The organism is Acidovorax sp. GW821-FHT09B03 (assembly GCF_059418305.1).
Map to the genome: position 1 here is coordinate 14,588 of NZ_JBWKPP010000029.1, position 21,633 is coordinate 36,220.

25 protein-coding genes are annotated in these 21,633 nt (G+C 68.0%); 18 read left to right on the top strand and 7 right to left on the bottom strand.

Going from position 1 to position 21,633, the window contains the following annotated elements:
* Positions 1–68: 68 nt before the first annotated feature.
* Positions 69–416, bottom strand: a complete 348-nt coding sequence (locus tag AC07PA_RS30815; protein ID WP_007854883.1) for a hypothetical protein — start codon at positions 414–416, stop codon at positions 69–71.
* A 332-nt stretch (positions 417–748) separates the two neighbouring features.
* On the opposite strand from AC07PA_RS30815, the gene AC07PA_RS30820 reads away from it, so the two are divergent.
* The 4 genes from AC07PA_RS30820 (at position 749) to AC07PA_RS30835 (ending at position 3,969) form a co-directional block, all read left to right on the top strand.
* Entirely contained in the window at positions 749–2,572 is a 1,824-nt protein-coding gene (locus tag AC07PA_RS30820; protein ID WP_494609820.1) for a glutamine--tRNA ligase/YqeY domain fusion protein, read from the top strand.
* A 94-nt stretch (positions 2,573–2,666) separates the two neighbouring features.
* Complete coding sequence (locus AC07PA_RS30825; protein ID WP_494609819.1) at positions 2,667–2,915, top strand: type II toxin-antitoxin system Phd/YefM family antitoxin; 249 nt, start codon at positions 2,667–2,669, stop codon at positions 2,913–2,915.
* Positions 2,916–3,052: 137 nt separating this feature from the next.
* Positions 3,053–3,475, top strand: a complete 423-nt coding sequence (locus AC07PA_RS30830) for a DUF4440 domain-containing protein (RefSeq protein ID WP_494609818.1) — start codon at positions 3,053–3,055, stop codon at positions 3,473–3,475.
* Positions 3,476–3,648: 173 nt separating this feature from the next.
* Positions 3,649–3,969, top strand: coding sequence for a DUF2322 family protein (locus AC07PA_RS30835; protein WP_494609817.1), 321 nt, complete (start codon positions 3,649–3,651; stop codon positions 3,967–3,969).
* 45 nt (positions 3,970–4,014) lie between these two features.
* On the opposite strand, the gene AC07PA_RS30840 is transcribed toward AC07PA_RS30835, so the two are convergent.
* Complete coding sequence (locus tag AC07PA_RS30840; protein WP_494609816.1) at positions 4,015–4,797, bottom strand: transporter substrate-binding domain-containing protein; 783 nt, start codon at positions 4,795–4,797, stop codon at positions 4,015–4,017.
* A gap of 233 nt (positions 4,798–5,030) precedes the next feature.
* Here AC07PA_RS30840 and AC07PA_RS30845 point away from each other — a divergent pair, with 233 nt between their 5' ends.
* Positions 5,031–5,285 (top strand): hypothetical protein, encoded by a 255-nt coding sequence (locus AC07PA_RS30845; RefSeq protein WP_145699119.1) that lies wholly within the window; start codon positions 5,031–5,033, stop codon positions 5,283–5,285.
* 326 nt (positions 5,286–5,611) lie between these two features.
* Here AC07PA_RS30845 and AC07PA_RS30850 read toward each other — a convergent pair whose 3' ends face one another.
* The 3 genes from AC07PA_RS30850 to AC07PA_RS30860 all read right to left on the bottom strand — a co-directional run bounded on the left by AC07PA_RS30850 (position 5,612) and on the right by AC07PA_RS30860 (position 9,358).
* Complete coding sequence (locus tag AC07PA_RS30850; protein WP_494655413.1) at positions 5,612–6,688, bottom strand: hypothetical protein; 1,077 nt, start codon at positions 6,686–6,688, stop codon at positions 5,612–5,614.
* 159 nt (positions 6,689–6,847) lie between these two features.
* Complete coding sequence (locus tag AC07PA_RS30855; protein WP_494609814.1) at positions 6,848–7,945, bottom strand: hypothetical protein; 1,098 nt, start codon at positions 7,943–7,945, stop codon at positions 6,848–6,850.
* Between the two features lie 129 nt (positions 7,946–8,074).
* Positions 8,075–9,358 (bottom strand): phospholipase D-like domain-containing protein, encoded by a 1,284-nt coding sequence (locus AC07PA_RS30860; protein ID WP_494609813.1) that lies wholly within the window; start codon positions 9,356–9,358, stop codon positions 8,075–8,077.
* Between the two features lie 127 nt (positions 9,359–9,485).
* Here AC07PA_RS30860 and AC07PA_RS30865 point away from each other — a divergent pair, with 127 nt between their 5' ends.
* The 6 genes from AC07PA_RS30865 to AC07PA_RS30890 all read left to right on the top strand — a co-directional run bounded on the left by AC07PA_RS30865 (position 9,486) and on the right by AC07PA_RS30890 (position 13,996).
* The gene (locus AC07PA_RS30865) at positions 9,486–10,409 is read left to right on the top strand and encodes a peptidoglycan DD-metalloendopeptidase family protein (protein WP_494609812.1); all 924 of its coding nucleotides are present in this window, start codon (positions 9,486–9,488) and stop codon (positions 10,407–10,409) included.
* An 11-nt stretch (positions 10,410–10,420) separates the two neighbouring features.
* Complete coding sequence (locus tag AC07PA_RS30870) at positions 10,421–10,648, top strand: hypothetical protein (RefSeq protein ID WP_007854870.1); 228 nt, start codon at positions 10,421–10,423, stop codon at positions 10,646–10,648.
* A 17-nt stretch (positions 10,649–10,665) separates the two neighbouring features.
* On the top strand, positions 10,666–11,226 hold the full coding sequence (locus tag AC07PA_RS30875; RefSeq protein ID WP_494609811.1) for a pseudouridine synthase: 561 nt from the start codon (positions 10,666–10,668) through the stop codon (positions 11,224–11,226).
* An 89-nt stretch (positions 11,227–11,315) separates the two neighbouring features.
* On the top strand, positions 11,316–12,059 hold the full coding sequence (locus tag AC07PA_RS30880; RefSeq protein WP_494609810.1) for a GntR family transcriptional regulator: 744 nt from the start codon (positions 11,316–11,318) through the stop codon (positions 12,057–12,059).
* A 36-nt stretch (positions 12,060–12,095) separates the two neighbouring features.
* Positions 12,096–13,100 (top strand): tripartite tricarboxylate transporter substrate binding protein, encoded by a 1,005-nt coding sequence (locus AC07PA_RS30885; protein ID WP_494609809.1) that lies wholly within the window; start codon positions 12,096–12,098, stop codon positions 13,098–13,100.
* Between the two features lie 77 nt (positions 13,101–13,177).
* Positions 13,178–13,996: an amidohydrolase family protein gene (locus AC07PA_RS30890; protein WP_494609807.1), complete on the top strand. Its 819-nt coding sequence runs from the start codon at positions 13,178–13,180 to the stop codon at positions 13,994–13,996.
* A gap of 9 nt (positions 13,997–14,005) precedes the next feature.
* Here the strand turns inward: AC07PA_RS30890 and AC07PA_RS30895 are convergent, their stop codons facing one another.
* On the bottom strand, positions 14,006–14,611 hold the full coding sequence (locus AC07PA_RS30895) for a DUF2242 domain-containing protein (RefSeq protein WP_494609856.1): 606 nt from the start codon (positions 14,609–14,611) through the stop codon (positions 14,006–14,008).
* 422 nt (positions 14,612–15,033) lie between these two features.
* Between AC07PA_RS30895 and AC07PA_RS30900 the strand changes: the two genes are divergently transcribed.
* A complete protein-coding gene (locus tag AC07PA_RS30900; RefSeq protein WP_494609806.1) occupies positions 15,034–16,134 on the top strand; it encodes a tetratricopeptide repeat protein in 1,101 nt (366 codons plus the stop codon).
* 202 nt (positions 16,135–16,336) lie between these two features.
* Positions 16,337–17,644, top strand: coding sequence for a UDP-N-acetylglucosamine 1-carboxyvinyltransferase (locus AC07PA_RS30905; RefSeq protein ID WP_494609805.1), 1,308 nt, complete (start codon positions 16,337–16,339; stop codon positions 17,642–17,644).
* A 6-nt stretch (positions 17,645–17,650) separates the two neighbouring features.
* On the opposite strand, the gene AC07PA_RS30910 is transcribed toward AC07PA_RS30905, so the two are convergent.
* Complete coding sequence (locus tag AC07PA_RS30910; RefSeq protein ID WP_494609804.1) at positions 17,651–18,310, bottom strand: hypothetical protein; 660 nt, start codon at positions 18,308–18,310, stop codon at positions 17,651–17,653.
* Positions 18,311–18,431: 121 nt separating this feature from the next.
* On the opposite strand from AC07PA_RS30910, the gene AC07PA_RS30915 reads away from it, so the two are divergent.
* From AC07PA_RS30915 to AC07PA_RS30935, 5 genes are all read left to right on the top strand, one after another.
* A complete protein-coding gene (locus AC07PA_RS30915; RefSeq protein ID WP_494609803.1) occupies positions 18,432–18,908 on the top strand; it encodes a thermonuclease family protein in 477 nt (158 codons plus the stop codon).
* Positions 18,909–19,023: 115 nt separating this feature from the next.
* Positions 19,024–19,530 carry a pilin gene (locus tag AC07PA_RS30920; RefSeq protein ID WP_494609802.1) on the top strand — a complete coding sequence of 169 codons (507 nt, stop codon included), beginning with the start codon at positions 19,024–19,026 and terminating at the stop codon, positions 19,528–19,530.
* A gap of 92 nt (positions 19,531–19,622) precedes the next feature.
* A complete protein-coding gene (locus AC07PA_RS30925; RefSeq protein ID WP_494609801.1) occupies positions 19,623–20,072 on the top strand; it encodes a hypothetical protein in 450 nt (149 codons plus the stop codon).
* On the top strand, positions 19,979–21,118 hold the full coding sequence (locus AC07PA_RS30930) for a type II secretion system F family protein (protein ID WP_494609800.1): 1,140 nt from the start codon (positions 19,979–19,981) through the stop codon (positions 21,116–21,118). The genes AC07PA_RS30925 and AC07PA_RS30930 overlap by 94 nt, the downstream gene beginning before the upstream one ends.
* A complete protein-coding gene (locus tag AC07PA_RS30935) occupies positions 21,115–21,633 on the top strand; it encodes a pilin (RefSeq protein WP_494609799.1) in 519 nt (172 codons plus the stop codon). Before AC07PA_RS30930 ends, AC07PA_RS30935 begins: the two co-directional genes overlap by 4 nt.

Genomic DNA, 21,633 nt, shown 5'->3' on the forward strand with positions numbered 1-21,633 from the left:
CCTCGTACCACCCCGCAAGGGGTGGTACGAGGCTTGGCGGCCCTCACGGGCGCGCCAGGCGCAGCAGCTCAGCGGTCCCAACGGCCATGGCCGTGGCCATGACCGTGGTGGCGATGGCCGTGGCCACCACCGCGGTAGTAGTACACGGGCGGGGGCGGTGCGTAATACACCGGTGGGGGCGGTGCGTAGTACACCGGCGCTGGTGCCGAGTACACCGGGCGCGGCGCGTAGTAGACAGGCGCTGGTGCCGAATACACCGGGTAGCCGTTGCCCACGCCCACCACCACACCTGGCGAACTCAGGCCTATCGACCAATTGACATCGCTGCGGGCCTGGGCGGAGCCAGCAGCTGCGAAGAGCGCCAGGGCCACACCAGCGGCGGCGGCCATGGACTGGATAGAACGGGTTTTCGTCATGTAAATCTCCTGGTAGTGGAGGCGGCCCCCTTGGTTGGGATTCGCCTCACTGGTACTCAACGCACCAGATGTCCGAAAGGATGGCACGAAACACCATCTTTATTGTTTCTTTACGTACACGTGAGTGCGCACTCCTGCGCAATAGTTCACGCCAACACGCACCAGCACGGGTTCTGTGGGCTGTTACATGCGTTCACAGGCCGTTTTCGGCGAACCTTTGGCGCTACAAACCGGGGGCTCGACGGCCTGGTTGCCGCCTGCAGCAAGCTCCCAGGCACCCCTGGCCGCGCTGCACTGCAGCAGACGGCCCGGCCTCCCCCTAAAATGGGCCAATGACCACGTCCACCCCAGCAAATACCCCTGCCGCAGTACCCGAAGCGGCCCTTGAGACCGCAAAGACGAGCAATTTCCTGCGCCAGATCATCGAAAACGACCTGGACAAGGGCACCTACGCCAGCCGCCAATGGGGTGGCACGCCGGGCGACGCCGCCCACCACGCCAAGGGCCAGCCCGACCCGGCCAGGATCCGCACGCGCTTCCCGCCCGAGCCCAATGGCTACCTGCACATCGGCCACGCCAAGAGCATCTGCATCAACTTCGGCCTGGCGCGCGACTACGGCGGCGTGTGCCACCTGCGTTTCGACGACACCAACCCTGAAAAGGAAGACACCGAGTACGTCAACAGCATCATCGATGCCGTGAAATGGCTGGGCTTCGACTGGAATGGCAGCGCCGACGCCGCGCCCTACCAGGCGAGTGACTACTTCGACTTCATGTACCGCGCGGCCGAATACCTGGTCAAGGCCGGCCACGCCTACGTGGACGAGCAGACCGTGGAGCAGATGCGCGCCAACCGCGGCGACTTCGGCAAGCCCGGGGTGGACAGCCCGTTCCGCAGCCGCACGCCGGCCGAGAACTTGAAGCGCTTTCACGAAATGCGCAACGGCGAGCACGAAGACGGCTCCATGGTGCTGCGCGCCAAGATCGACATGGCCAGCCCCAACATCAACATGCGCGACCCGGCCATCTACCGCATCCGCCGCGCAACCCACCACAACACCGGCGATACCTGGTGCATCTACCCGATGTACACGTACGCCCACCCCATCGAGGACGCGCTCGAGCAGATCACCCACAGCCTGTGCACGCTGGAGTTCGAAGACCAGCGCCCGTTCTACGACTGGCTGCTGGAGCGCCTCACCGAAGGCGGCCTGCTGGGCAACCCGCCCCCGCGCCAGTACGAGTTCTCGCGCCTGAACCTCACCTACGTGATCACCAGCAAGCGCAAGCTCGCCCAGCTGGTGTACGACCACAAGGTCAGCGGCTGGGACGACCCGCGCATGCCCACCATCGTCGGCCTGCGCCGGCGCGGCTACACGCCCGAATCGCTGCAGGTGTTTGCCGAGCGCATCGGCGTGACCAAGAGCGACAGCTGGATCGACTACAGCACCCTCGAAGGCTGCCTGCGCGAAGACCTGGAGCTCAAGGCCTTCCGCGGCATGGCCGTGCTCAACCCCGTCAAGCTGGTGCTCACCAACTGGGACGAGGTCATGGGCGCAGGCCACCTGGAGCCTTGCACCCTGCCCTCGCTGCCCCACCCGCCCGAAGGCGTGGAGAGCCCCGAGCGCCACTTCACCATCGGCAAAGAGGTCTGGATCGAGCGCGAGGATTTCGAGGAAGTGCCGCCCAAGGGCTACAAGCGCCTGTTCCCGGGTAACAAGGTGCGCCTCAAGGGCGGCTACGTCATCGAGTGCACCGGCTGCACCAAGGACGCCGACGGCAAGATCACCGAGGTGCTGGCCACCGTGGTGCCCGACACCAAGAGCGGCACCCCCGGCGCCGACAGCGTCAAGGTCAAGGCCGCCATCACCTGGGTGGGCGTGGCCGACGGCGTGCCAGCCGAAGTGCGCATCTACGACCGCCTGTTCCTCGAAGCCCAGCCCGACGCGGGCGGCAAGGACTTCATCGAAGGCCTGAACCCGAACAGCCTGAAGACCGTGGCGGCCATCGTGGAACCCTCGCTGGGCCACGCCCACAAGGACGACAAGTTCCAGTTCGAACGCCACGGCTACTTCGTCGCCGACCGGGTGGACCATGAGCCGGGCAAGCCGGTGTTCAACCTGGCGGTGGGGTTGAAGGACTCCTGGGGCAAGTAAGCCCCCCACAGAACAAAGGCGCCTTGGGCGCCTTTGTTTTTTCAGCGCTTGCGGCTCACAATCTGACCTGTCCAGTAAGACTTGAAGAGACGCTATGCAAACATGGCAGATACAGGACGCCAAGACCCGCATGTGCGAGCTGGTGAAATCCGCCCAAAGCCAGCCGCAGGACATCACCGTGCATGGCAAGTCGGTTGCGGTGGTGCTTTCTCGCGAAACTTTCGACCGGCTCTCGCGGGCGCAGGGCACCCTGGTGGACTTCATGCGGCGGTCTCCCCTGTTCGGAGCCGATGACGTGGAGTTCGACCGCGACACCAGCCCCACCCGGGATACCGGGCTCTGAGGTAGACGCGCTGTAGAGCCCCTCCCTTTTTGCCGCACTGTCAGCCAACCCCTACCCGCCCCGTCGCCTCCAGCCGATGCCAGCAGAGGCCGCCACGGCGCACCATGGACCCTTGTTCGTGAAACAACGGAGGTCCCATGCCCACGACAACCGCCCCTCGCCAGACCCTCATCGATCTGGAAACCCAATTCTGGCAAGCCATGGTCGACGAGAACGTCGGCGCCGCCACCGAGCTGCTGGCCGAGCCTGCGATGATGGTCAGCAGCCACGGCGCGCTCAAGTTTGACCGCGCCATGTACGGCAAGATGGCCAAGGAAGGCCCGATGGTGGTCACCGCCTTCGAGTTCAGCGACATGCAGGTGGAGTTTCCGACCGATGCCATGGGCATCCTGACCTACCGCGTGAAGCAGGGCGTGGCGCCGCGGGACGACAAGGCCAAAGGCACGGAACAGGTGATGCACGACAGCTCGACCTGGATCCATGCCGACGGGCGCTGGCAATGCGTGATGCACACAGAGACGCCGGTCGATGATTCGATGAAGCTGCCGACCAAGCACTGACCGGCTGATACGGATCCGCCTTCAACCGTCTAACGTCGTTGGTTCGCCTTGCCGTGCTACAGCACTGTCTGCGGCTTCCCGCCTAGTTACACGGTCGAACGCGAATCCGTATGAATGGGGCGCGCAGGAGCTCTAAGATCGGCGGCTTTCTTTCCGTCTTCTTGCTCCACCCCATGAACTTCGCCGCACGCCTCCAGCAACTGCCCTCCGCCTCCCACCTCGCCGCCCTGCACCTCCTGGGCGCCGACGGCCAGGTGATCGCCACCATCGAGAACAAGCCCGGCCAGACCGGCTCGCTGGTGGTCTATTCCGCGCTGGCCGCGCTCTATGGCGGCAGCATCACGCCCAAGGCGGCCGCGCTGGGCCTGGAGTGGTATGCCGAGCACGTGGCCGACGCCAAGGCCTTCCCGGGCAAGCATCCCAATATCGACCGCCTGCTGGGCTGGGCCGAAGGCAGCGAGAGCTACCGCGCCAAGGCCATCGCTCAGGCTTGATGGCAGGATTCACCGGGCCCACGCCAGCCCGGTGAAACTAGCTGATTACTTCAGCCATTTGTCTGAAGCGCCCTTGAGGATGCCCCGGCTGTCGATCTGGCCCCACACGAAGTTCATCACGCGCGTGTAGTCCGCATCGTCCTTGGGCAGCATGAAGCCCAGGTAGCTCTTGGGCGTGAGCGGTGCGTCGATGAAGGCGGCGTGAAGGCGCGGGTCGGCCTTGCTGTACACCAGGGCCTCGTAGGTCTCGGTGATCATCACATCGCCCTTGCCCTCGGCGATCAGGCCCGGGATTTCGGCGTTCTTCTCGTGCGTGCTGACCTGCGCGGTCTTGAGGTTCTGCAGCACGAAAGTCTCGTTGGTGCCGCCGGGATTCTTGATCACGCGCACATTGGGCTTGTTCAGGTCGTCCACGGTGTTGTACTTGGCCTTCTCGGCCGAGCGCACCAGCGCCACCTTGCCGAAGGGTGCGTAGCCCGGCAGCATCTCGATCAGGCGGATGCGCGCCACGTTGCGCGTGATGCCGCCCACGGCGATGTCGAACTGGTCGGCCTGCAGGTCCGCCATCAGCTTGGGCCACGAGGTCTGCACGTACTCGATCTTCACGCCCAGCTCCTTGGCCATGGCCTCGATCACGTCGATGTCGTGGCCCGACAGGCCGGCGTCGGTCTTGATGGCGAACGGCCTGTAATCACCCGGCGTGCCCACGCGCAGCACCTTGGTCTCCATGATCTTGTCCAGTCGCGGGCCGGCCTGGGCGGCCTGGCTCAGGGACAGGGTGGCAACCACGGCCGCGGCGGCCAGGGCGAGTACTTTCTTGGCGATCATTTCAGGGCACTCCGAAGGTAGGGGGAGAAAGAAGAGAGACAAAGGGACGGGGCTGCATGCGACCGCAGCGTCTGCGCGGGCGGTTCGCAACAAAAGGATACAGCAGGTACTTGCCCTACCAGCACGCCATGTCCCGCCGGGGATGCAGCACCGGTACGCGATGTCACCGCGGACCAGGCCGAATGCGGTTACCCTGCCCGCATTCACCATCCCAACCCAACAGGAAAAATTCCATGGCAAACAAGAAGCTCAAAGTCACCATCGAAGTCGAAATGTCCGTGCCCGAAGACTGGGAGCTGGTCGAGACCTCCGAAGGCACGCCCGTGCTGAGCTTGCCCGATGGCCGGTTCATGGACATCGCCATCGAACCGCTCTTCGCCACCGACCCCGAAGAGCTGTGGAGCAGCACCGAGGACGAGGACGCGCTGCACGAAGTGCTGGACATGGTGGACAGCGAAGCCGTCACCTACGAGTTCGTGAAGCACTGAAGTGAAACACCCCCTGAGTCGCTTCGCGCCTTCACCCCTCTCTCGACTCGCTGCGCGAGTCGGGAGGGGGACGCCCCCAGCGCGGCGGGGCGGCCCTTGCGCGGGGGCACTGGCCTGGGGCGCGCCCGTTTCGTACACCATGCGTGGCGCGCAGCTCAGTGAACAGCGGATGCCGATCCCCCTTCCACGGCAACGATAGTCGATGCGCCTTGCCGTGCGGCGGCACCGTCTGCGGCCCCTACCCGGCCATTTGGTCAAACACCCGTCCGTGTGAGAAGCACTTGGCAAGGGTGAACCCACTGTCTCACGACAGCCGTGGCCCATCCTCAGTACAGGCAGTCGTGGTAGTCGTAGTTGCTCAAAGACAGGCGGGGCTGGCCGGGCCCCTCGAAACCCAGCCCCAGCTGGCTGCCCTTGGGCGTGGCGGTGTCCACCACCAGTTCACCGTCGTTCTCGGGCGAGCTTTCATAGTTCAGCACGAAGCACTCGAACACATGGGTCATCGCGGCATCTGCGCCCATGGGGCGCAGCTCGTCGTCCAGCAGCAGGCGGGGTGACTGGTCGAGGTTCTTCTCGCTCATCCAGAACCACACCCCCTGGCCCGCCGGGCCGGGGCGGGCCACCGGGTTGTTGCCATTCTTCCAGGTGCCGCGCGTCTCGCCGGCCACGATGCCCACCGGATCCCAGGCCAGGGCGCCCATGCCGCTGTTCATGTCCTCGAACACCACCAGGCTGCGGTCGTAGCGGGCACGCAGCCCGGGGTCCAGCAAACGGTCCAGTCCCCGGGGGCCCTTGAGCTCGTGGTTGCGCGCATTCACCAGCATGTCCGTCACCTTGGCCATGCCCGCAGCCGTCACGAAGCCGGAGGAGTGGCCAGTATCGACCTTCCAGTCCCCCAGCACCCTGACCAGCGGCGGCAAGGGCGCACCCAGGCTTTTCTCGATGTCGGCAAACAGGGCGCTGGCGGGCTTTTTCATGGCCTTGCTGTCGATGCGCTCGACCGAGACCCCTTCCGCAACCACCTTGGACAGGCCACGGATGCGTTCGATCCAGGGCCTGTTGGCGTCGTACAGCGGTGCCGACAGGCGCCCCAGGTCGCGCACCTTCCAGGCCTTGTCGAAAGGCGCCGCCGCGCCCTTGAGCGTGGCCTGGCCGCGCAGGCGCACCCGCTTGGTGCCCGCAGGCAAGGGGAACACCAGCGCCGCAGACGGCGCGGCACCGGCCTTGACGGCCTGGTAGTCGAGCTTGGCCACCACCTTGCCATCGACGATCACATCGGCCACCACGCGGTCCCCCACCGCCAGTTCGGGGTAGATGCCGGCCTTGCCTGCCGACATCTCCAGCCCCGCTGCGCCAGCCACGCCGTGCATGCCCGCCCACGCAGCCACCACGCAAGCCACCATGCCCGCCAACATCCGCCGCCGCCCTCGTGCCATGGAATCCCTCACCCTCTCTGTTTTTGTGAAGGCGCGATTGTAGGAAGCGGCGTCCACGGCGCGCGGAGCACAAGGTATCCAGATATGACACGGCAGGCGGGGATAGCCAGCCCGCCTTCTGCGCCCTCAATACAGGCTGTAGTGGTAGTCGTAGCTGCGCAGCCACAGGCGCGGCTTGCGCGGCCCGTCGAAGTGCAGCTGCAGCAGGTTGGGGCGCGGGTTGGCCGTATCGACCTCCAGGTCGTCCTCTGACTCGGCCAGTTCCACCTGCGACAGCGCGAAGCGCTGGAACACATGGGTCAGCGCTGCCTCGGCCGTCTTGGGGCGGTAGTCGTCGTCCAGCAACAGCTCGGGCTGGCCGATGTGGCCCTGGTGCAGCCAGTACCACACGCCCTCGCCCGGCGCCCCAGGCTTCGCGCCGGGGTTGCCCTTGTCACCCCAGGTGCTGGGCGCCTCGCCGGGGGTGACGCCTGCAGGGTCCCAGCCCAGGGCGCCCAGGCCGTCGCCCACCTCGATGAACACGGCCAGGCTGCGGTCGTAGCGGGCGCGCACGTCGGGCGCAAGAATGGTGTCGAGCCCATCCTTGCCCTTGCGCTCGTAGCCCCCTTCGCTGAGCAGCATGTCGGTGACCTTGCGCATGGAAGCCGCCGACAGGAAGTACGAGTCACCGATCTGGATCTGCCAGTCGCCCAGCACCTTCACCAGCGGGGGCAGGGGCACGCCCAGGCTCTTTTCCAGGTCCGCAAAGGCAGCCTTGGCAGGCTTCTTCTTGGCGCCGCCATCGCCGGCTTCGATTTTCAGCGCGCCGTCCAGCTTGCCGGCCAGGCCGCGGACGCGCTCGATCCAGGGCCTGCCCTGGTCGTACAGCGGTGCCGAGAAGGGCGCCATGTCGCGCACCGTCCAGGTCTTGTCGAAGGACGATGCCTTCCCCCCCTGGGTGACCTGCCCCTTGAGCCGTATGCGCTTGAGCCCCACGGGCAGCGCAAACACCAGCGCGGGCGGCTTCTTGAGCCCCGGCTGCGTGGCCTGGTGGTCCATCTGCGCGACCCGCTTGCCATCGACGATCACATCGGCCACCACCTTGTCGCCCGCGTCGATCCAGGGGTGGATGCCGGCCCGGCCTGCGGTGGGGCCGTCCGCCGCGGACACACTGCCCGGCGCCCCTGCGAGCAAAGTCGCCAGCCACGCCGATATGCCCGCCAGAATGCTTCGCCGCTGTGCCATGGAAATCCCTCACCCTCTTGTTGAAGGGAGGAATTGTAGAAACGCGGAGCCTCCTGAAGGCCCGCAGCGCATGCCCACGAAGTAACGAGCTGTGAGCGAAACGCGTGGTCGGTCTCGCAGCCGGCATGCCTACAGCTGCGACTCCAGCAGCGCCGCCATGCGCTCGGACAGGCGCTCCTTGAGCGGCCGGTTCTGCCAGTCCTCCAAGGTCACGCGCTTCGATTGCTTCAGATCGTCCTCGAACACCCGAGTCTGGCGTTCGGCGAACACCGTGTCGTAGACATTGAGGTTGGCCTCGTCGTTGAGGCGAAAGGACCGGTTGTCGAAATTGGTGGAGCCCACGGACACCATGCGCTGGTCCACGATCATCACCTTGCAGTGGTACATGCTGGGCTGGTACTCGTGGATCTCGGCCCCCGCCTCCAGCAGCGGGCCCCAGGTGGCGCGCGAGGCCGCCTTGACGGTCTCGGTGTCGGTGTGTGGGCCGGGCGTGATGAGGCGGATGCGCACACCGCGCTTCAACGCATCGAGCATGAGCTGGCGCGTGAGGTCGTCGGGCACGAAGTAGGCCACCGACAGGTCCAGGCTGCGCTCGGCCGCGGTGATGGCCATGTGGTACATGAGCTGCATGCTCTCGCTGCCGCTCGACGGCGAACTCGAGAACATCTGCGCGCGCTGCGTACCCCGCGCAGCGATGGGCGGAAAGTACGCGTCCCCGTGCACCACCTTGCCCGTGACCTTGAGCCAGTTGTCCAGGAAGGTGGCCTGCATCTGCGCCACGGCAGGCCCGCGCACCTGGTAGTGCGAGTCGCGCCAGTGGTCGGGGTCCTGGGCATTGCCCGTCCACTCGGGCGCGATGCCCACACCGCCGGTAAAGCCCACCTGCCCATCCACCACCAGCAGCTTGCGGTGGGTGCGGTTGTTCATGCGCGCCAGGTTGTACCAGTGGGGCTTGTGGAATTTTTCGACCAGCACGCCCGCTTCCTTCATCTCGGTGAGGTAGCTTTCCTCCATCTTGGCGCTGCCCACCCAGTCGAGCAGCACATGCACCGGCACGCCCGCGCGGGCGCGTTCGGCCAGGGCGTCGGCGAACTGCTTGCCGATGTCGCCCGACCAGTAGATGTAGGTCTCGAAAGTCACGCTCTTCTGTGCCGAGCGGATGGCTGCGAGCATGGGCGGAAAAATCTGGTCGCCGTTGATCAGCTCCTTGACCTCGTTGCCCGGCAGGATGCCCGGGCCCAGCAGGCTGCCCATGGCGCGCTCGAACTGCGGGCTGGCGCTGCTGTACAGGCGCGGCAACTGGTGCTGGATCTTTTTCTCGCCGGCCGTGAAATTGAGTGCAAAAAGCACGAGGGCGGCCGTGGCCACGAAGGTGAGAAGCGCGACGCGCACGGTGCGACCGGATTTGGGCATGGCGCGATTGTTGGAGAGCCCCCAGGCCCCCCATGTAGGCCGAATTCCCCAGATGACGCGGCACAATGGCGCCTGTTTTTTCCTTGCCCGCGATTCGCTGCGGGTCCGAACAGCCGTGCCCTTCTCCATGCGCCCTCTCCTCCCCGCCGATACCCCGCCCATCAACCGGCGCACCGCCCTGCTCGCTGCCGGCGGCAGCCTGCTGGCCCTGCATGCGCCCGGCGCGCACGCCAAGGCGCAGGCCACGCCTGCGGCCCCCACGCTGTGGCCCCAGGCACTGCTGGTGCCGGGCGGCGTGGCGCGCCTGCCGCTGGGGCCGGCAGCGGCCCGGCCCGTGGTGCACACACAGGGAGCCAAGAACGAGCAGGTGCCCGTGCTGGTGGTGGGCGACGCGCACGGGTGGACCGCCCTGGTGGGCATACCGCTGGCGGCCGTGCCCGGCCCGGCCCATGCCACCGTGGCCGCAGCCGGCGGCAGCGCGGCGCGGCAGTTGCCCTACACCGTGGCGCCCAAGAAGTACAAGGAGCAGCACCTCACCGTGTCGCCCCGCACGGTGGACCTGTCGCCTGAGGACCAGGCGCGCTACGAGCGCGAGCGCGACCACCAGGCGCTGGTGATGGCCACCTTCACCGAGCAGCCCGCGGGCCAGGCGCTCGATTCGCTGCGCATGCGTGTGCCGGTGCCGGGGCGCCGCTCCAGCTCGTTCGGCCTGCGCCGGGTGTTCAACGGCCAGGCGCGCAACCCGCACAGCGGCATGGACATCGCAGCGCCCACGGGCACGCCCATCCTCTCGCCCCTGCCGGCACGCGTGATCGACACGGGCGAGTATTTCTTCAACGGCGGCACGGTGTGGCTGGACCATGGCCAGGGCCTGCTCAGCATGGTCTGCCACCTGAGCGCCATCGACGTGAAGGTGGGCGACGTGCTGGCCACCGGCCAGCGCCTGGGCGCCGTGGGCGCCACCGGCCGCGTGACGGGCCCGCACCTGCACTGGGGCGTGATGCTCAACCGCACCATGGTGGACCCGGCCCTGTTCGTACCGGCAGCATGAGGAGCACCGCCATGGCACTGCAGACAATGCGCTCCCCAAAACAGTTCTCGAGGCCTGGGCGCCTGGCACTGGTAGCCGCCCTGGCCCTGTGCTGCACCGGCTGCGCCGTGGTCACCGTGGCCGATGCGGCGGTGAGCGTGGCGGCCACCACGGTGAAGGTGGGCGCCAAGGTCGTCGGCGCCACGGTGGACGTGGGCGCTGCCGGGGTGCGCGCCGTCACGGGCGGCAGCAGCGATTGACAGGACCACGCCGCCCCATGCCTCTTGCCACGCCACCGCGCCTGGTCCGCTTCAACAAGCCCTACGGCGTGCTCAGCCAGTTCACGGCCGAAGGCAAGTGGCAGGGGCTCAAGGACTACATCGACCAGCCGGGCATCTACGTGGCCGGCCGGCTCGACGCCGACAGCGAGGGCCTGCTGCTGCTGACCAGCGATGGCCCGCTGCAGGCCCGCATCGCCGACCCGCGCTTCAAGATGGAGAAGATCTATTGGGTGCAGGTGGAGGGCCTGCCCGGCGAAGACGCCCTGGCGCAGCTGCGCAGCGGCGTGCAGCTCAACGATGGCCCGACCCGCCCCGCGCGGGCCCGCCTGCTCGACCCGCCGCCTGCCGTGTGGGCGCGCACACCACCCATCCGCGAGCGCAGGGCCATTCCCACCGCCTGGATCGAGCTGGCCATCCGCGAGGGCCGCAACCGCCAGGTGCGGCGCATGACGGCGGCCGTGGGCCTGCCCACGCTGCGGCTGGTGCGCGCGGCCATCGGCCCCTACACGCTCGACGGGCTGGCACCCGGCGCCTGGGCCGAACAGACCGTGCTGTAGGCCGCGGCGGGACACCAGGCCTGCCCGGGCACCCATATCCAGGGTAAATCCGAATTTTTCAAGTCCTATAGAGGACTATAGTTCTCGGCATGGAATCCACTTCGCACCTGGCCCTGGTCGACAGCTCTCCCGGCATGCGCCGCTATGCCGCGCTGGCCAATGCCCTGCGCGTGCGCGTGGTGGCGGGCGAGTGGCCGCCGGGCAGCGCGCTGCCGGCCGAAAGCCTTCTCGCCGCCGAGCACCAGGTGGCCCTGGGCACCATGCGCCGTGCGCTGGAGCTGCTGGTGGAGCAGGGGCTGATCGAACGCATCCATGGCCGAGGCACCTTCGTGCGCCAGGGCATCGCGGGCGGCTCCATGCTGCGCTTTTTCCGCTTTGGCGGGGGCAGCAACGAGGTGCCGCAGTCACGCATCGTCCAGCGCCAGAGCCTGGCCGCCACCACGGCCGTGGCGCGGGGCCTGGGCGTGGCACCGGGCGAGCCGGTGCTGCGGCTGCTGCGCCTGCGCCTGCTGGCGGGCCAGCCCTGCCTGCTCGAAGAGCTGTGGCTGCCGCTGGACCGGTTCGCCCCCCTCGCCGAAGGCGACCCTGCCGCCTGGGACGACCTGCTCTACCCCCTGTTCGCGCGCCAATGCGGCGTGCACGTGCACCGCGCGGTGGACCAGATCGGCTTTGGCGTGCTCACCGCCCCCCAGGCGGCCCACCTGCGCCTGCAGGCCAGCCACCCCTGCGTGGTGGTGGAGCGCAGCGCCTACGACCTGGCGGGCCGCTGCGTGGAATGGCGCACCACCCGCGGCGACGCCCACGCCTTCCACTACTCCGTCACGATCACCTGACCCTCTCGCCCCCGACCCCAGCAGGAGCACCGCACCATGGCACCAACCACGCCCTCTTCCCACATCTCCCGCCGCAGGCTGCTGCAGGCCGCAGGCGCCACCGTGGCCGCGCCCTGGCTGGCGGCCGGCCACGCGGCCACGGTCGCTGGCGGCCGGCCGATCACGCTGGTGGTGAGCTACCCCGCAGGCGGCGGTGCCGACCTGATCGCGCGCATCATCGCGCCGCGCCTGGCCGACGCGCTGGGCCAAAGCGTGGTGGTGGAGAACAAGCCCGGCGCCAGCGGCCAGCTGGCCGCCTCGCAGGTGGCGCGCGCCACGCCGGACGGCAGCACGCTGCTGCTCGATGCCTCGTCCTTCGCGGTAAACCCCTCGCTGTTCCCCAAGCTGCCCTACGACAGCGCCAAGGCCTTCACGCCGCTGGCGGTGCTGGTCACCTTTCCCAACGTGCTGGTGTGCACGCCGGGCTTCTCTGCCAAGTCGGTCAAGGACGTGATCCAGCTGGCCAAGGCCAAGCCGGGCGAGATCACCTATGCCTCCTCGGGCAACGGCTCGGCCCAGCACCTGGCGGGGGCCATGTTCGAGGGGCGTGCGGGCGTGCAGCTGCTGCACGTGCCCTACCGCGGCGGCGGCCCGGCCATGACCGATGTGATGGGCGGACAGGTACCCCTGTTCTTCGCCAACGTGGCCTCGTCGCTGGGCCACATCCAGGCCGGCAAGCTGCGCCCGCTGGCCGTGACCAGCATGGTGCGCGCCCGCTCCCTGCCCGAGATCCCCACCATGGCCGAGGCCGGCGTGCCCGGCTACGAGGTGCTCGAATGGAACCCCCTGCTGGCCCCTGCCGGCATGGCCGCCGACACCCGGGCCACGCTGGTGGCCGCCGTGCGCAAGGCCCTGGCCGACCCCGAGGTGCTGGGCCGCGTGCGCCAGCTCGGTGGCGATGTGTTCGCCGACGCCTCGCAGCAGACAGCCGGCAAGTTCATTGCCGCGCAGCAGGAGCAGTGGGCCAAAGTGGTGCGCGAGCGCAAGATCTCGGTGGGATAAGCCCCCGCCCGGGCAGCCGGCAGGGAGCGCGCACGCTTCGTGCATGCGCCACCGGCACGCCGCAGCGTGTGACTGAAATGACTTTTTCCACCTCTCCCCCTTCCACTCCCGCCCTGCCCCAGGGTTGGGACACCCACGTGCACGTCTTCGACAGTGCCGCACCCGCGCAGGCCGGCCACTACCAGCCCGTGCACCGGCCGCTGGCCGATATCGAGGCGCTGGCCGCCGCGCATGGCGTGGGCCACCTCGTGCTGGTGCAGCCCAGCGTGTATGGCACGGACAACCGCGTGCTGCTCGATGCACTGGCCCGATCCAGCGGCCGCCACCGCGGCGTGGTGGTGCTGGACGGTGCCGTGCCCGATGCGGAGCTGGACCGCATGCACGCCCTGGGCGTGCGCGGCGTGCGCTTCAACCTCGTCTCGCCCGTGGGCAACGGCCCAGAGACCATGAAGGCCCTGGCTCCGCGTTTGGCCGAGCGCGGCTGGCATGTGCAGTGGTACGCCAACCCAGAAGACCTGGCCACCATCGTCCACCTGCACCAGGGCACGCCCGTGGCCTGCGTGCTGGACCACTTGGCCGGCCTGCACGGCCTGCTGCCGGCCGACGACCGCGCCTGGCAGGCCCTGGCCAAGCTGGCCGGGCAAGGCGCCTGGGTCAAGCTCTCGGGCTGGTACCGGCTGCAGGCCAGTGCGCCCTACGGCCTGCTGCACCCGGCCATCGTCCGCGTGGCCGCGCACATGGGCGAGCGCCTGGTCTGGGGATCGGACTGGCCGCACACCTCCTTCGCGCCCGACGCGCTGCCGCGCTACGCCAGCGTGTGGGAACCCGTGGTGAATGCGCTGGGCCACGAGGCCGCGCTGCGCATCCGCGATGCCGGGACGCGCCTGTACGCCTGAGGGGGCCGGCTACTCGTTGGCCTGGGCGGCCTCGTCGATGACCAGGTAGCGCCGCACCAGGTCGAAGAAGCTCTCGTAGAAGGTGTCCGCCGTGATGGTTTCGCTGCCCACGCGCACCAGCGATTCACTGCTCGACGAGAACGGCAGCGACACGGACCCGATGGCACCCACGCCCAGGCTGGCGGAGTTGTTGGTCTTGCGCAGCGCAAAGCTGTCCTGGATGGCGGTGACGAAGCCCAGGCTGATCTTGCCGGCGGGCGACTCGGGCACGCAGACCACGCGGATCACCATCTGCATGTGCGTCTCGGTGCCGGGCTGGAAGTTCTTCTTGCCCTCCACCAGCTCGGCCGAGCTGGTGTTGATGATGTAGCCCTGGCTGAGCAGTGCCCGGCGCGACGCCTCGCAGGTCTGCGCCGGCGTGGCGTCGAACAGGCGTGAGTAGGTGGCCAGGGAACCGAACTTCTCCTGCGGCGCCTGAGGCCCCTGGGTGCCGGTGGGCAGGGAAGCGCAGCCGGCCACGAACAGCGTGGCCGCAGCGGCCAGCGCCATGGCCAGCGGACGCAAGAAGCGCAAAAACAATGGCGAAGCAGACAGAAGGGACTGGCCCGAGGGCATCGGCGAATTCAAAGGCAGCACTCCGAAAGGGCGGGCATCGGCAGGCGGGTGTGGCTGTGAGACCCACGGCCGGCCGGTGGTTCCCCGCATTCTAAAAATGAAATTCGTCTGTGGGATGGCATCCCATTTCCGGTGTCGAACGGACCGTTGGCCTGCACGGTCCTTGCCACATGATGCCATGCCGCTCTCATTTCGATAGCCGGCCGATGGCTGTGCGCGATGATTGGTGGTGACTGTTACAAATCCATGCCCAGGTGGCATGGAGCCATTGCTGCACAGCAGCACAGTTACACATCCAGACATACAAAAAACCATTTACTACAAATACACTACACCCCATTGGGCCGGCGGCACCCTATGGGAGGGGCCGAAAGAGCAGCCCGGGAGGGCCGCGCCAGCGTGCGCGGTGAAGGACGAACTACGTGAACACCAAAGCTGGACCATCATCGCTTTCGCTGTCCCTGGAACCCATCGAAAAAGAGGGCGCGGCTGCAGCCGCCCCCTCCGCCGCTACCGGCCGCGTCTGCGCCCGCTGCAAGTACGCCCGCCTGTCCAGCGACACGGCACCCGACTGGCAATGCCCCAGCTGCCACGTGGCCTATGACAAGGTAGATCCCCCCAAGCCAGCGGAACCCAAGGCCGCCGAAGCGCCGGCTCCCGCACCCGCACCCTACGTCGGCAAGGCGGCCCGCGCCCGCGCAGCCGCGGCAGAGGCCGCCGCAGCCGAAGCAGAAGCCAAGAAGAAAGCCAAGGCCCAGAAGAAGGCCCAGCGCGAACTGCCCGTGACCTGGATTGCGCTGGCACTGGCCGTGGCCATCGGCGGGGGCCTGATCGGCTGGAAGTTCCACGCCGACAAGGTGCGCGCGCAGGAGCGCGCCGCCAAGGTCGAGGCCGACGCCCGCGCCGCCGAAGTGGCAGCGCAAAAGGCCGCCCAGGACCAGCAGGCGCGCATGCAAGCCCTGGAGAAGCAGGCCCGCCGCAGCAGCGAAGGGCCCGAAGCGGTGAAGGAACTGCAGGCCCTCGCAGAAAAAGGCGACCTGCGCGCCATGCTGGTGCTGGGCACCACGCTGCGCGACGGCCGCGGTGTTCCCAAGGACCCCGACCAGGCCATCCGCTGGCTGACCAAGGCATCCAGCGAGGGCTATTCCCTGGCCAGCGTCCAACTGGGCTACAGCTATGAGCGTGGCCTGGGCGTGACCCAGCAGGCCGAGCAGGCCGAAAACCTGTACCAGCGCGCCGCGCGCCAGGGCGACCCGTCGGGCCTGTACAGCCTGGGCCTGCTCTACTCCACGGGCCTGGACAATGTGGGCCGCCGCCCCGTGGCCGCCCACATGCTGCTGGACCTGGCGCAGCGCGCGCACAAGGAGCAGCAGCAGGACGACACGCTGGTGCCGCCCAACCGCGGCGCCTTCTGGGCGGCCGGCACCATGCGCCGCCTGGCGCCGGGCATGAGCATCGTGGAAGTGGCCGAAGCGAAGCGCCTGGCCGACGCCTGGAAGCCCGGCCAGCCCTTCGGCTTCTAAACTGCGGTTCTTCCAGGCCTCTGGCTTTGGAGTGGTGGATCTAAAGCCGACCTGCTGAGCGGCAGATTACCGGCGGATACACGTGCCGTTGCGCGGCGCGGGTACAGTGCAGGGCTTTCGCGGAGCGCAGCGCCAGCAGGCGCAGCGCCCGCGATGCCTTTTTCCGCCCCGCTCGCCCTCCCCCTTTCTTTCCGGTTTCCCCATGTCCAACCTCATCGTCCACGGCGGTACGCCCCTGCGTGGCCGCATCACCCCGTCCGCCAACAAGAACGCCGTGCTGCCGGTGCTGTGCGCCACCCTGCTCACGCGCGAGCCGCTGCGCCTGCATGGCGTGCCCGACATCACCGATGTGCGCAAGATCCTAGACATCTTCCGCATGCTGGGCAGCAGCGTGCACCTGGACGAGGCCACGGGCACGCTGAGCCTGCACCACCAGGACACCGTGTTCGACCCTGCCCGGCACCGCCTGCCCGAGGAGATGCGCTCGTCCATCATGCTGATCCCGCCGCTCCTGGCCCGCTTTGGCGTGGCGCGGCTCGAAGACAACGTCAAGGGCTGCACCCTGGGCGTGCGCGAGATCGACCCGCACGTGGAGGTGTTCCAGCGCTTTGGCGGCACGGTGGAGCGCGCCGAGGGCTCGCTGCTGGTGCGCAGCAGCAACAAGGGTGCACTCACGCCCACGGACCACTGGCTCGACTACGCCTCCGTCACCACCACCGAGAACTTCGTGCTCTGCGCCGTGGCCGCCAACGGCACCTCCACGCTGACGAATGCGGCGTCGGAGCCGCATGTGCAGGAGTTCTGCCGCTTCATGGTGATGCTGGGCGCGCGCATCGACGGCATCGGCACCTCGCGCATCACGGTGCAGGGCGGCGCGGCGCTGGGCGGTGGCGAGTTCCGCTTCGACGAGGACTTCCACGAGATCACCACCTTCCTGGCGCTCGGCGCCATCACCGGCGGCGACGTGATCGTGCGCAACAGCGCGCCGGGCAACTTCCCGCTGATCGACCGCACCTTCGCCAAGTTCGGCGTGGTGGTCACGCACGAGGACGGCTGGTCGCGCGCCCACTGCCCCGGCCCGCTCAAGGTGCAGACCCCGTTCACCAGCAACGTGCTGACCAAGGTGGAGGCCGCGCCCTGGCCCTACTTCCCGGTGGACCTGCTGCCCATCTTCATCGCCCTCGGGGTGCGTGCGCAGGGCAACTGCATGTTCTGGAACAAGGTCTACGACGGCGCCCTGGGCTGGACCGGGGAGCTCTCCAAGTTCGGCGCCCACGTGTTCTCGTCAGACCCGCACCGCCTCATCACCTTCGGCGGCAACCCCCTGAGCCCCGCCCTGGTGGAGAGCCCCTACATCATCCGCGTGGCCATCGCCCTGTTCATGGTGGCGGCCAGCATCGAGGGGCGTTCGGAGATCCGCAACGCCGCGCCCATCCGCCGCGCCCACCCGCGCTTCGTGGAGAACCTGCGCAGCCTGGGCGTGAACGTGGAGTGGACCAGCGAGGAGTAAGGCCCGCTACCGGCGCCGGAACCAGAGCACCACGCCCAGGAACACCACGCCGGTGAGGATGGGCGACCAGGACATCAGCAGCTCCAGCCAGGTCGATTTGCGGATGCCCGACCAGACCTCGACCTGCACACGGTCGATGCGCAGGTTGCGCGACGATTCGAACTCCAGCGAGGGGGCCGCCATGCGGTCTTCCTTGAAGCTCACGCCCTTCGAGGCACCGACCATGGACACCGGCTGGCCCGCACGCGCGCCCTTGTGCACCAGCTCGGGCAGGAACGAGATGGGCGAGGGCCCCTCGAACTGCAGCCCCGTCTGCCAGCGCGAGCCGGCGTCGCCATCGGCCAGCGCCACGCCGGAGACCTTGACGACGATGGTGAAGGGGTTCTTGCTGGTCGGCAGCGACAGCTCGTCGCCACGCCAGCGCTCGGTCACGGCATGGATGCCCCGGCCCTTGTCACCCGGGGTCTGGGCCTGCTTTTCCTGAAAGCGCTGGAACTTCGCCAGCGTCTCGGGCGACAGGTCATAGGTCTTCTCCAGCGTCTTGCCATGGGCGCCGGCCTCGTCCCTGGCCTGCACGGAAGGCAGGGCGGCCGCCAACGCCAGCACCGCCACGGCACCCCATCGCCACGCCTTGCCTGAATGGGCGGCGCAAATCACGCTACGCATCTGAAACTCCCCTTGTGCACTGTTGTCGTTCCTTGTGGGCGCGGCCCTGGTGCACCGCGCAGCCCGGAGTGTAGGAGACAATGCGCGGCCTTTTCACTGCCCGCCAGCCCCCTCCTGCCCCATGCCCCTGCCCGCCGCTGCCCTGCTCTGCCTCGTGGTCGCCATCAGCGACGGCGACACCCTCACCGCCCGCTGCGGCACGCCCGGGGCTTACCAGCAGATGAAGGTGCGGGTGGCAGCCATCGACGCGCCCGAACGCAAGCAGGCCTTCGGCCAGAAGTCGCGCCAACACCTGGCGCAGATGTGCTTCAAGCGGCAGGCGGCGCTGCAGCCCATCGAGGAGGACAGCTATGGCCGCACGGTGGCCAATGTGCGCTGCGGCGGCACCGACGTGGCCACGGCCCAGGTAACGGCAGGCCTGGCCTGGGTGTATACGCCGTATGCGCAGCAGCACCCGCACCTGGCACCGCTGCAGCGCCAGGCGCGTGCCCAGGGCGAAGGCCTGTGGGCCCAGAAACGCCCGCTGGCACCGTGGGACTACCGGCACCGGCACCAAAAACCCTACGGCCCCGTTGGGATCCGCGCCACCACCGGTTGAGACCACCTGGGCCGGCCATGGAATACTGGTCTGGTCGCCGCGCGTGTGGAAGAATCCGGCGCGCACCTACGGCCCCACCTTCCCATCCGCAATCCGCCCTCGTCGCACCACCTGCATGACCCGCCCCCTGCGCCGCGCATCTGCTGGCTTTACGCTCCTGGAGCTCATGTTCGTCACCGGGATCATTGGCATCCTGGCCGCCGTGGCCTTGCCCGCATACCAAGACTACCTTTTGCGAGCCCGCGTTGCGGAAGGCCTTGAGTTGGGCCGGGCCGCCCAGCAAAACATTGCCGAATACTATGACCGCTGGGGCGTACTGCCCCGGGACAATGCAGCTGCGGGCCTGCCGGCACCGGCGCTCATGAAAGGCGCCTGGGTCGACGGCATCGACGTAGCACAAGGGGTGTTGTCGATCCGGTTTTCCGATGCCCTGGGCAAGGACCTTCCCAAGCCCGCCCTGCTGGTGATGCGCCCCGCCATCCGGGACGCTTCGCCCACCGCCCCATTGGCCTGGATATGCCAGAACGCCCCTTCTCCCGCAGGCACCCGCGTGGCACCGATGCCGGCGGCCCCTTCCTTGCTGGAGAACAAACACCTGCCTTCCGCATGCCGCCCCCGCTGATGCTGCGCCACCCAGCCTGGTTGCGTGAGCGGATGAAGCCGCTCGAGATTGCGATAAGTGCGCTCATCATCGCAAGCGCCGCAGCCGCATGCATGACCACGCTGTGGCCCTTGCGAGAAAAGGCCCATGCGATGGAAGCCCTGACCCTGCTGGGCGGTGCCCGGCTGGAAGCAACCCTGGACATCGCCATGCGCGGAACCTTGCAGGAGGCCGGCGCCCGCGCCCAGCCGCTGCCGATCAGCCAGTCAGCGGGCATGCTGCACGACCCCCGCGACGACGGCCGGTTGAAGGACATGCGGTACGAGCGGCTTGGGGACAGCGTGCGGGCCGCAGGCCAGTTGCGCAGCGGCGCACATCCCGTGCTGCTGGGCATGCGGCCGGCACTGCCCGACGACGCACCGGCCTGGACCGTGCTCTGGCTGTGCGGAGGCAAGCCCGTACCCGCTGGGTGGGCAACCCCCTACCCCGCCGCCATCAGTGGCATGGCCCCAGCAGAGACACCCGCGGCCTGCAGGGGCGCTGCCACCGACAGGAATCCATGAAGAAGAACCAAGACACCCTGCAGGACCAAGCGCTGCTGCTGCGCCATCTGGCGGCAGCCACACGAGCGGGCAGTGCCCTGCCGCCTGTCACACGCCTGCTGGCGCAAGACGCGCAATTGCCGCGCGCCACAAGGCGTGCCTATGCAGACACGGCACAGGCCCTGGAACAGGGCGCTGGGCTCGGCCAGGCCTTGCAGCAATTGCCCGCATTCTCCAGTCCCGACACTGCCGCCTGGCTCCAGGGCACCGAAGGACCGCACCAGCAAGCCGACACGCTGCAGGCACTCGCCGCAGACACGGAACTGCGCGTGCGCGGCCGCACCGATCTGGCACTGCTGCTGATCTGGCCCTCGTCCCTTGCGTCCGCGGCATGCGCGCTCTTTGTCTCCATGCTGATGTTCGTCGTACCGTCGATGCGCGAGGGCATGGAAGCCATCGGCCACGAACTGCCGGCCCTCACCCGTGCGGTGTTCGACAACGGCCCGCTGCAGTGGCTGCTGATCGGATGGCAGCCCGCCTTGATCGTGGCCTTGCTCCTGTTGTGCATGTTTGCAAGGCATTTGCCCGCTGGATGGACCAGGCGATTGGCCGATGCAGGCCACGCCTCGGGATTGACGCGGCGCCTGGGCAAGGCGGAGCTTGCCGTCCGCGCGCTGGCCATCCTGCGCGCATCGGCGGGCAGCAGCATCCAGCCCGCTGCAGCACTGGGCCACCTGGCCTCGACCACCGGACCGACCCCGCTCAAGAAAGCCGCTCAGGAGCTGCAGGCGGCCATCGCCGCCGGGCACAGCTGGAGCAAAGCGTTCGAGACTGCCGGGGTGCTGCCACAACGCTATGCGCTGCACCTGGCCGTGGCCGAGCAGGCACACGACGCGAGCATGCCACTGCCCTATCTGCAAGCCTGGGCAGACACGGAATGGGCCGAAGCCTTGGCCCGCCTTGATCGCACCATCGTGTTCGCCCTTTATGCTTGCGTGGGCTCTCTCATCGGCACCTTGCTGGTGTCGATTTATCTCCCCATCCTGAAACTGGGCCAGATGCTATGACCGATCGCTTCCCACATCTGCCCACCTGCCGCAACCGGGGCTTCACGCTCATCGAGCTGATGGTGGTGATCGCGATCATCGGCATCATGGCCACGATGGCCATGCCGTCCTACCAGGACCGCATCATCCGCACCCAGGTCACCGAAGGCCAGAACCTGGCGGAGTTTGCCCGGCAGGCCGTGGGCACCCACTACGCCCGCACGAAATCGCTGCCGGCCAGCAACACGGCGGCGGGACTGCCGCCTGCCGACCAGATCATGGGCAACTACGTGACGCAGCTGGTGGTGGAGCAAGGCGCATTGCACATCCGTTACGGCAACCTGTCCAACCGCAACCTGGCCGGCAAGACGCTGACCTTGCGGCCCGCCGTGGTGGAGGGCTACCCGCAGGTGCCCATCGCATGGATTTGCGGACAGGCCGCCGTGCCGGAGAAAATGAAGGTCCATGGCAGCAACGCTACCGACCTGCCAGGCCACTTCCTCCCCCTTGAGTGCCGGGGCGCGCCCGTCTCCTGA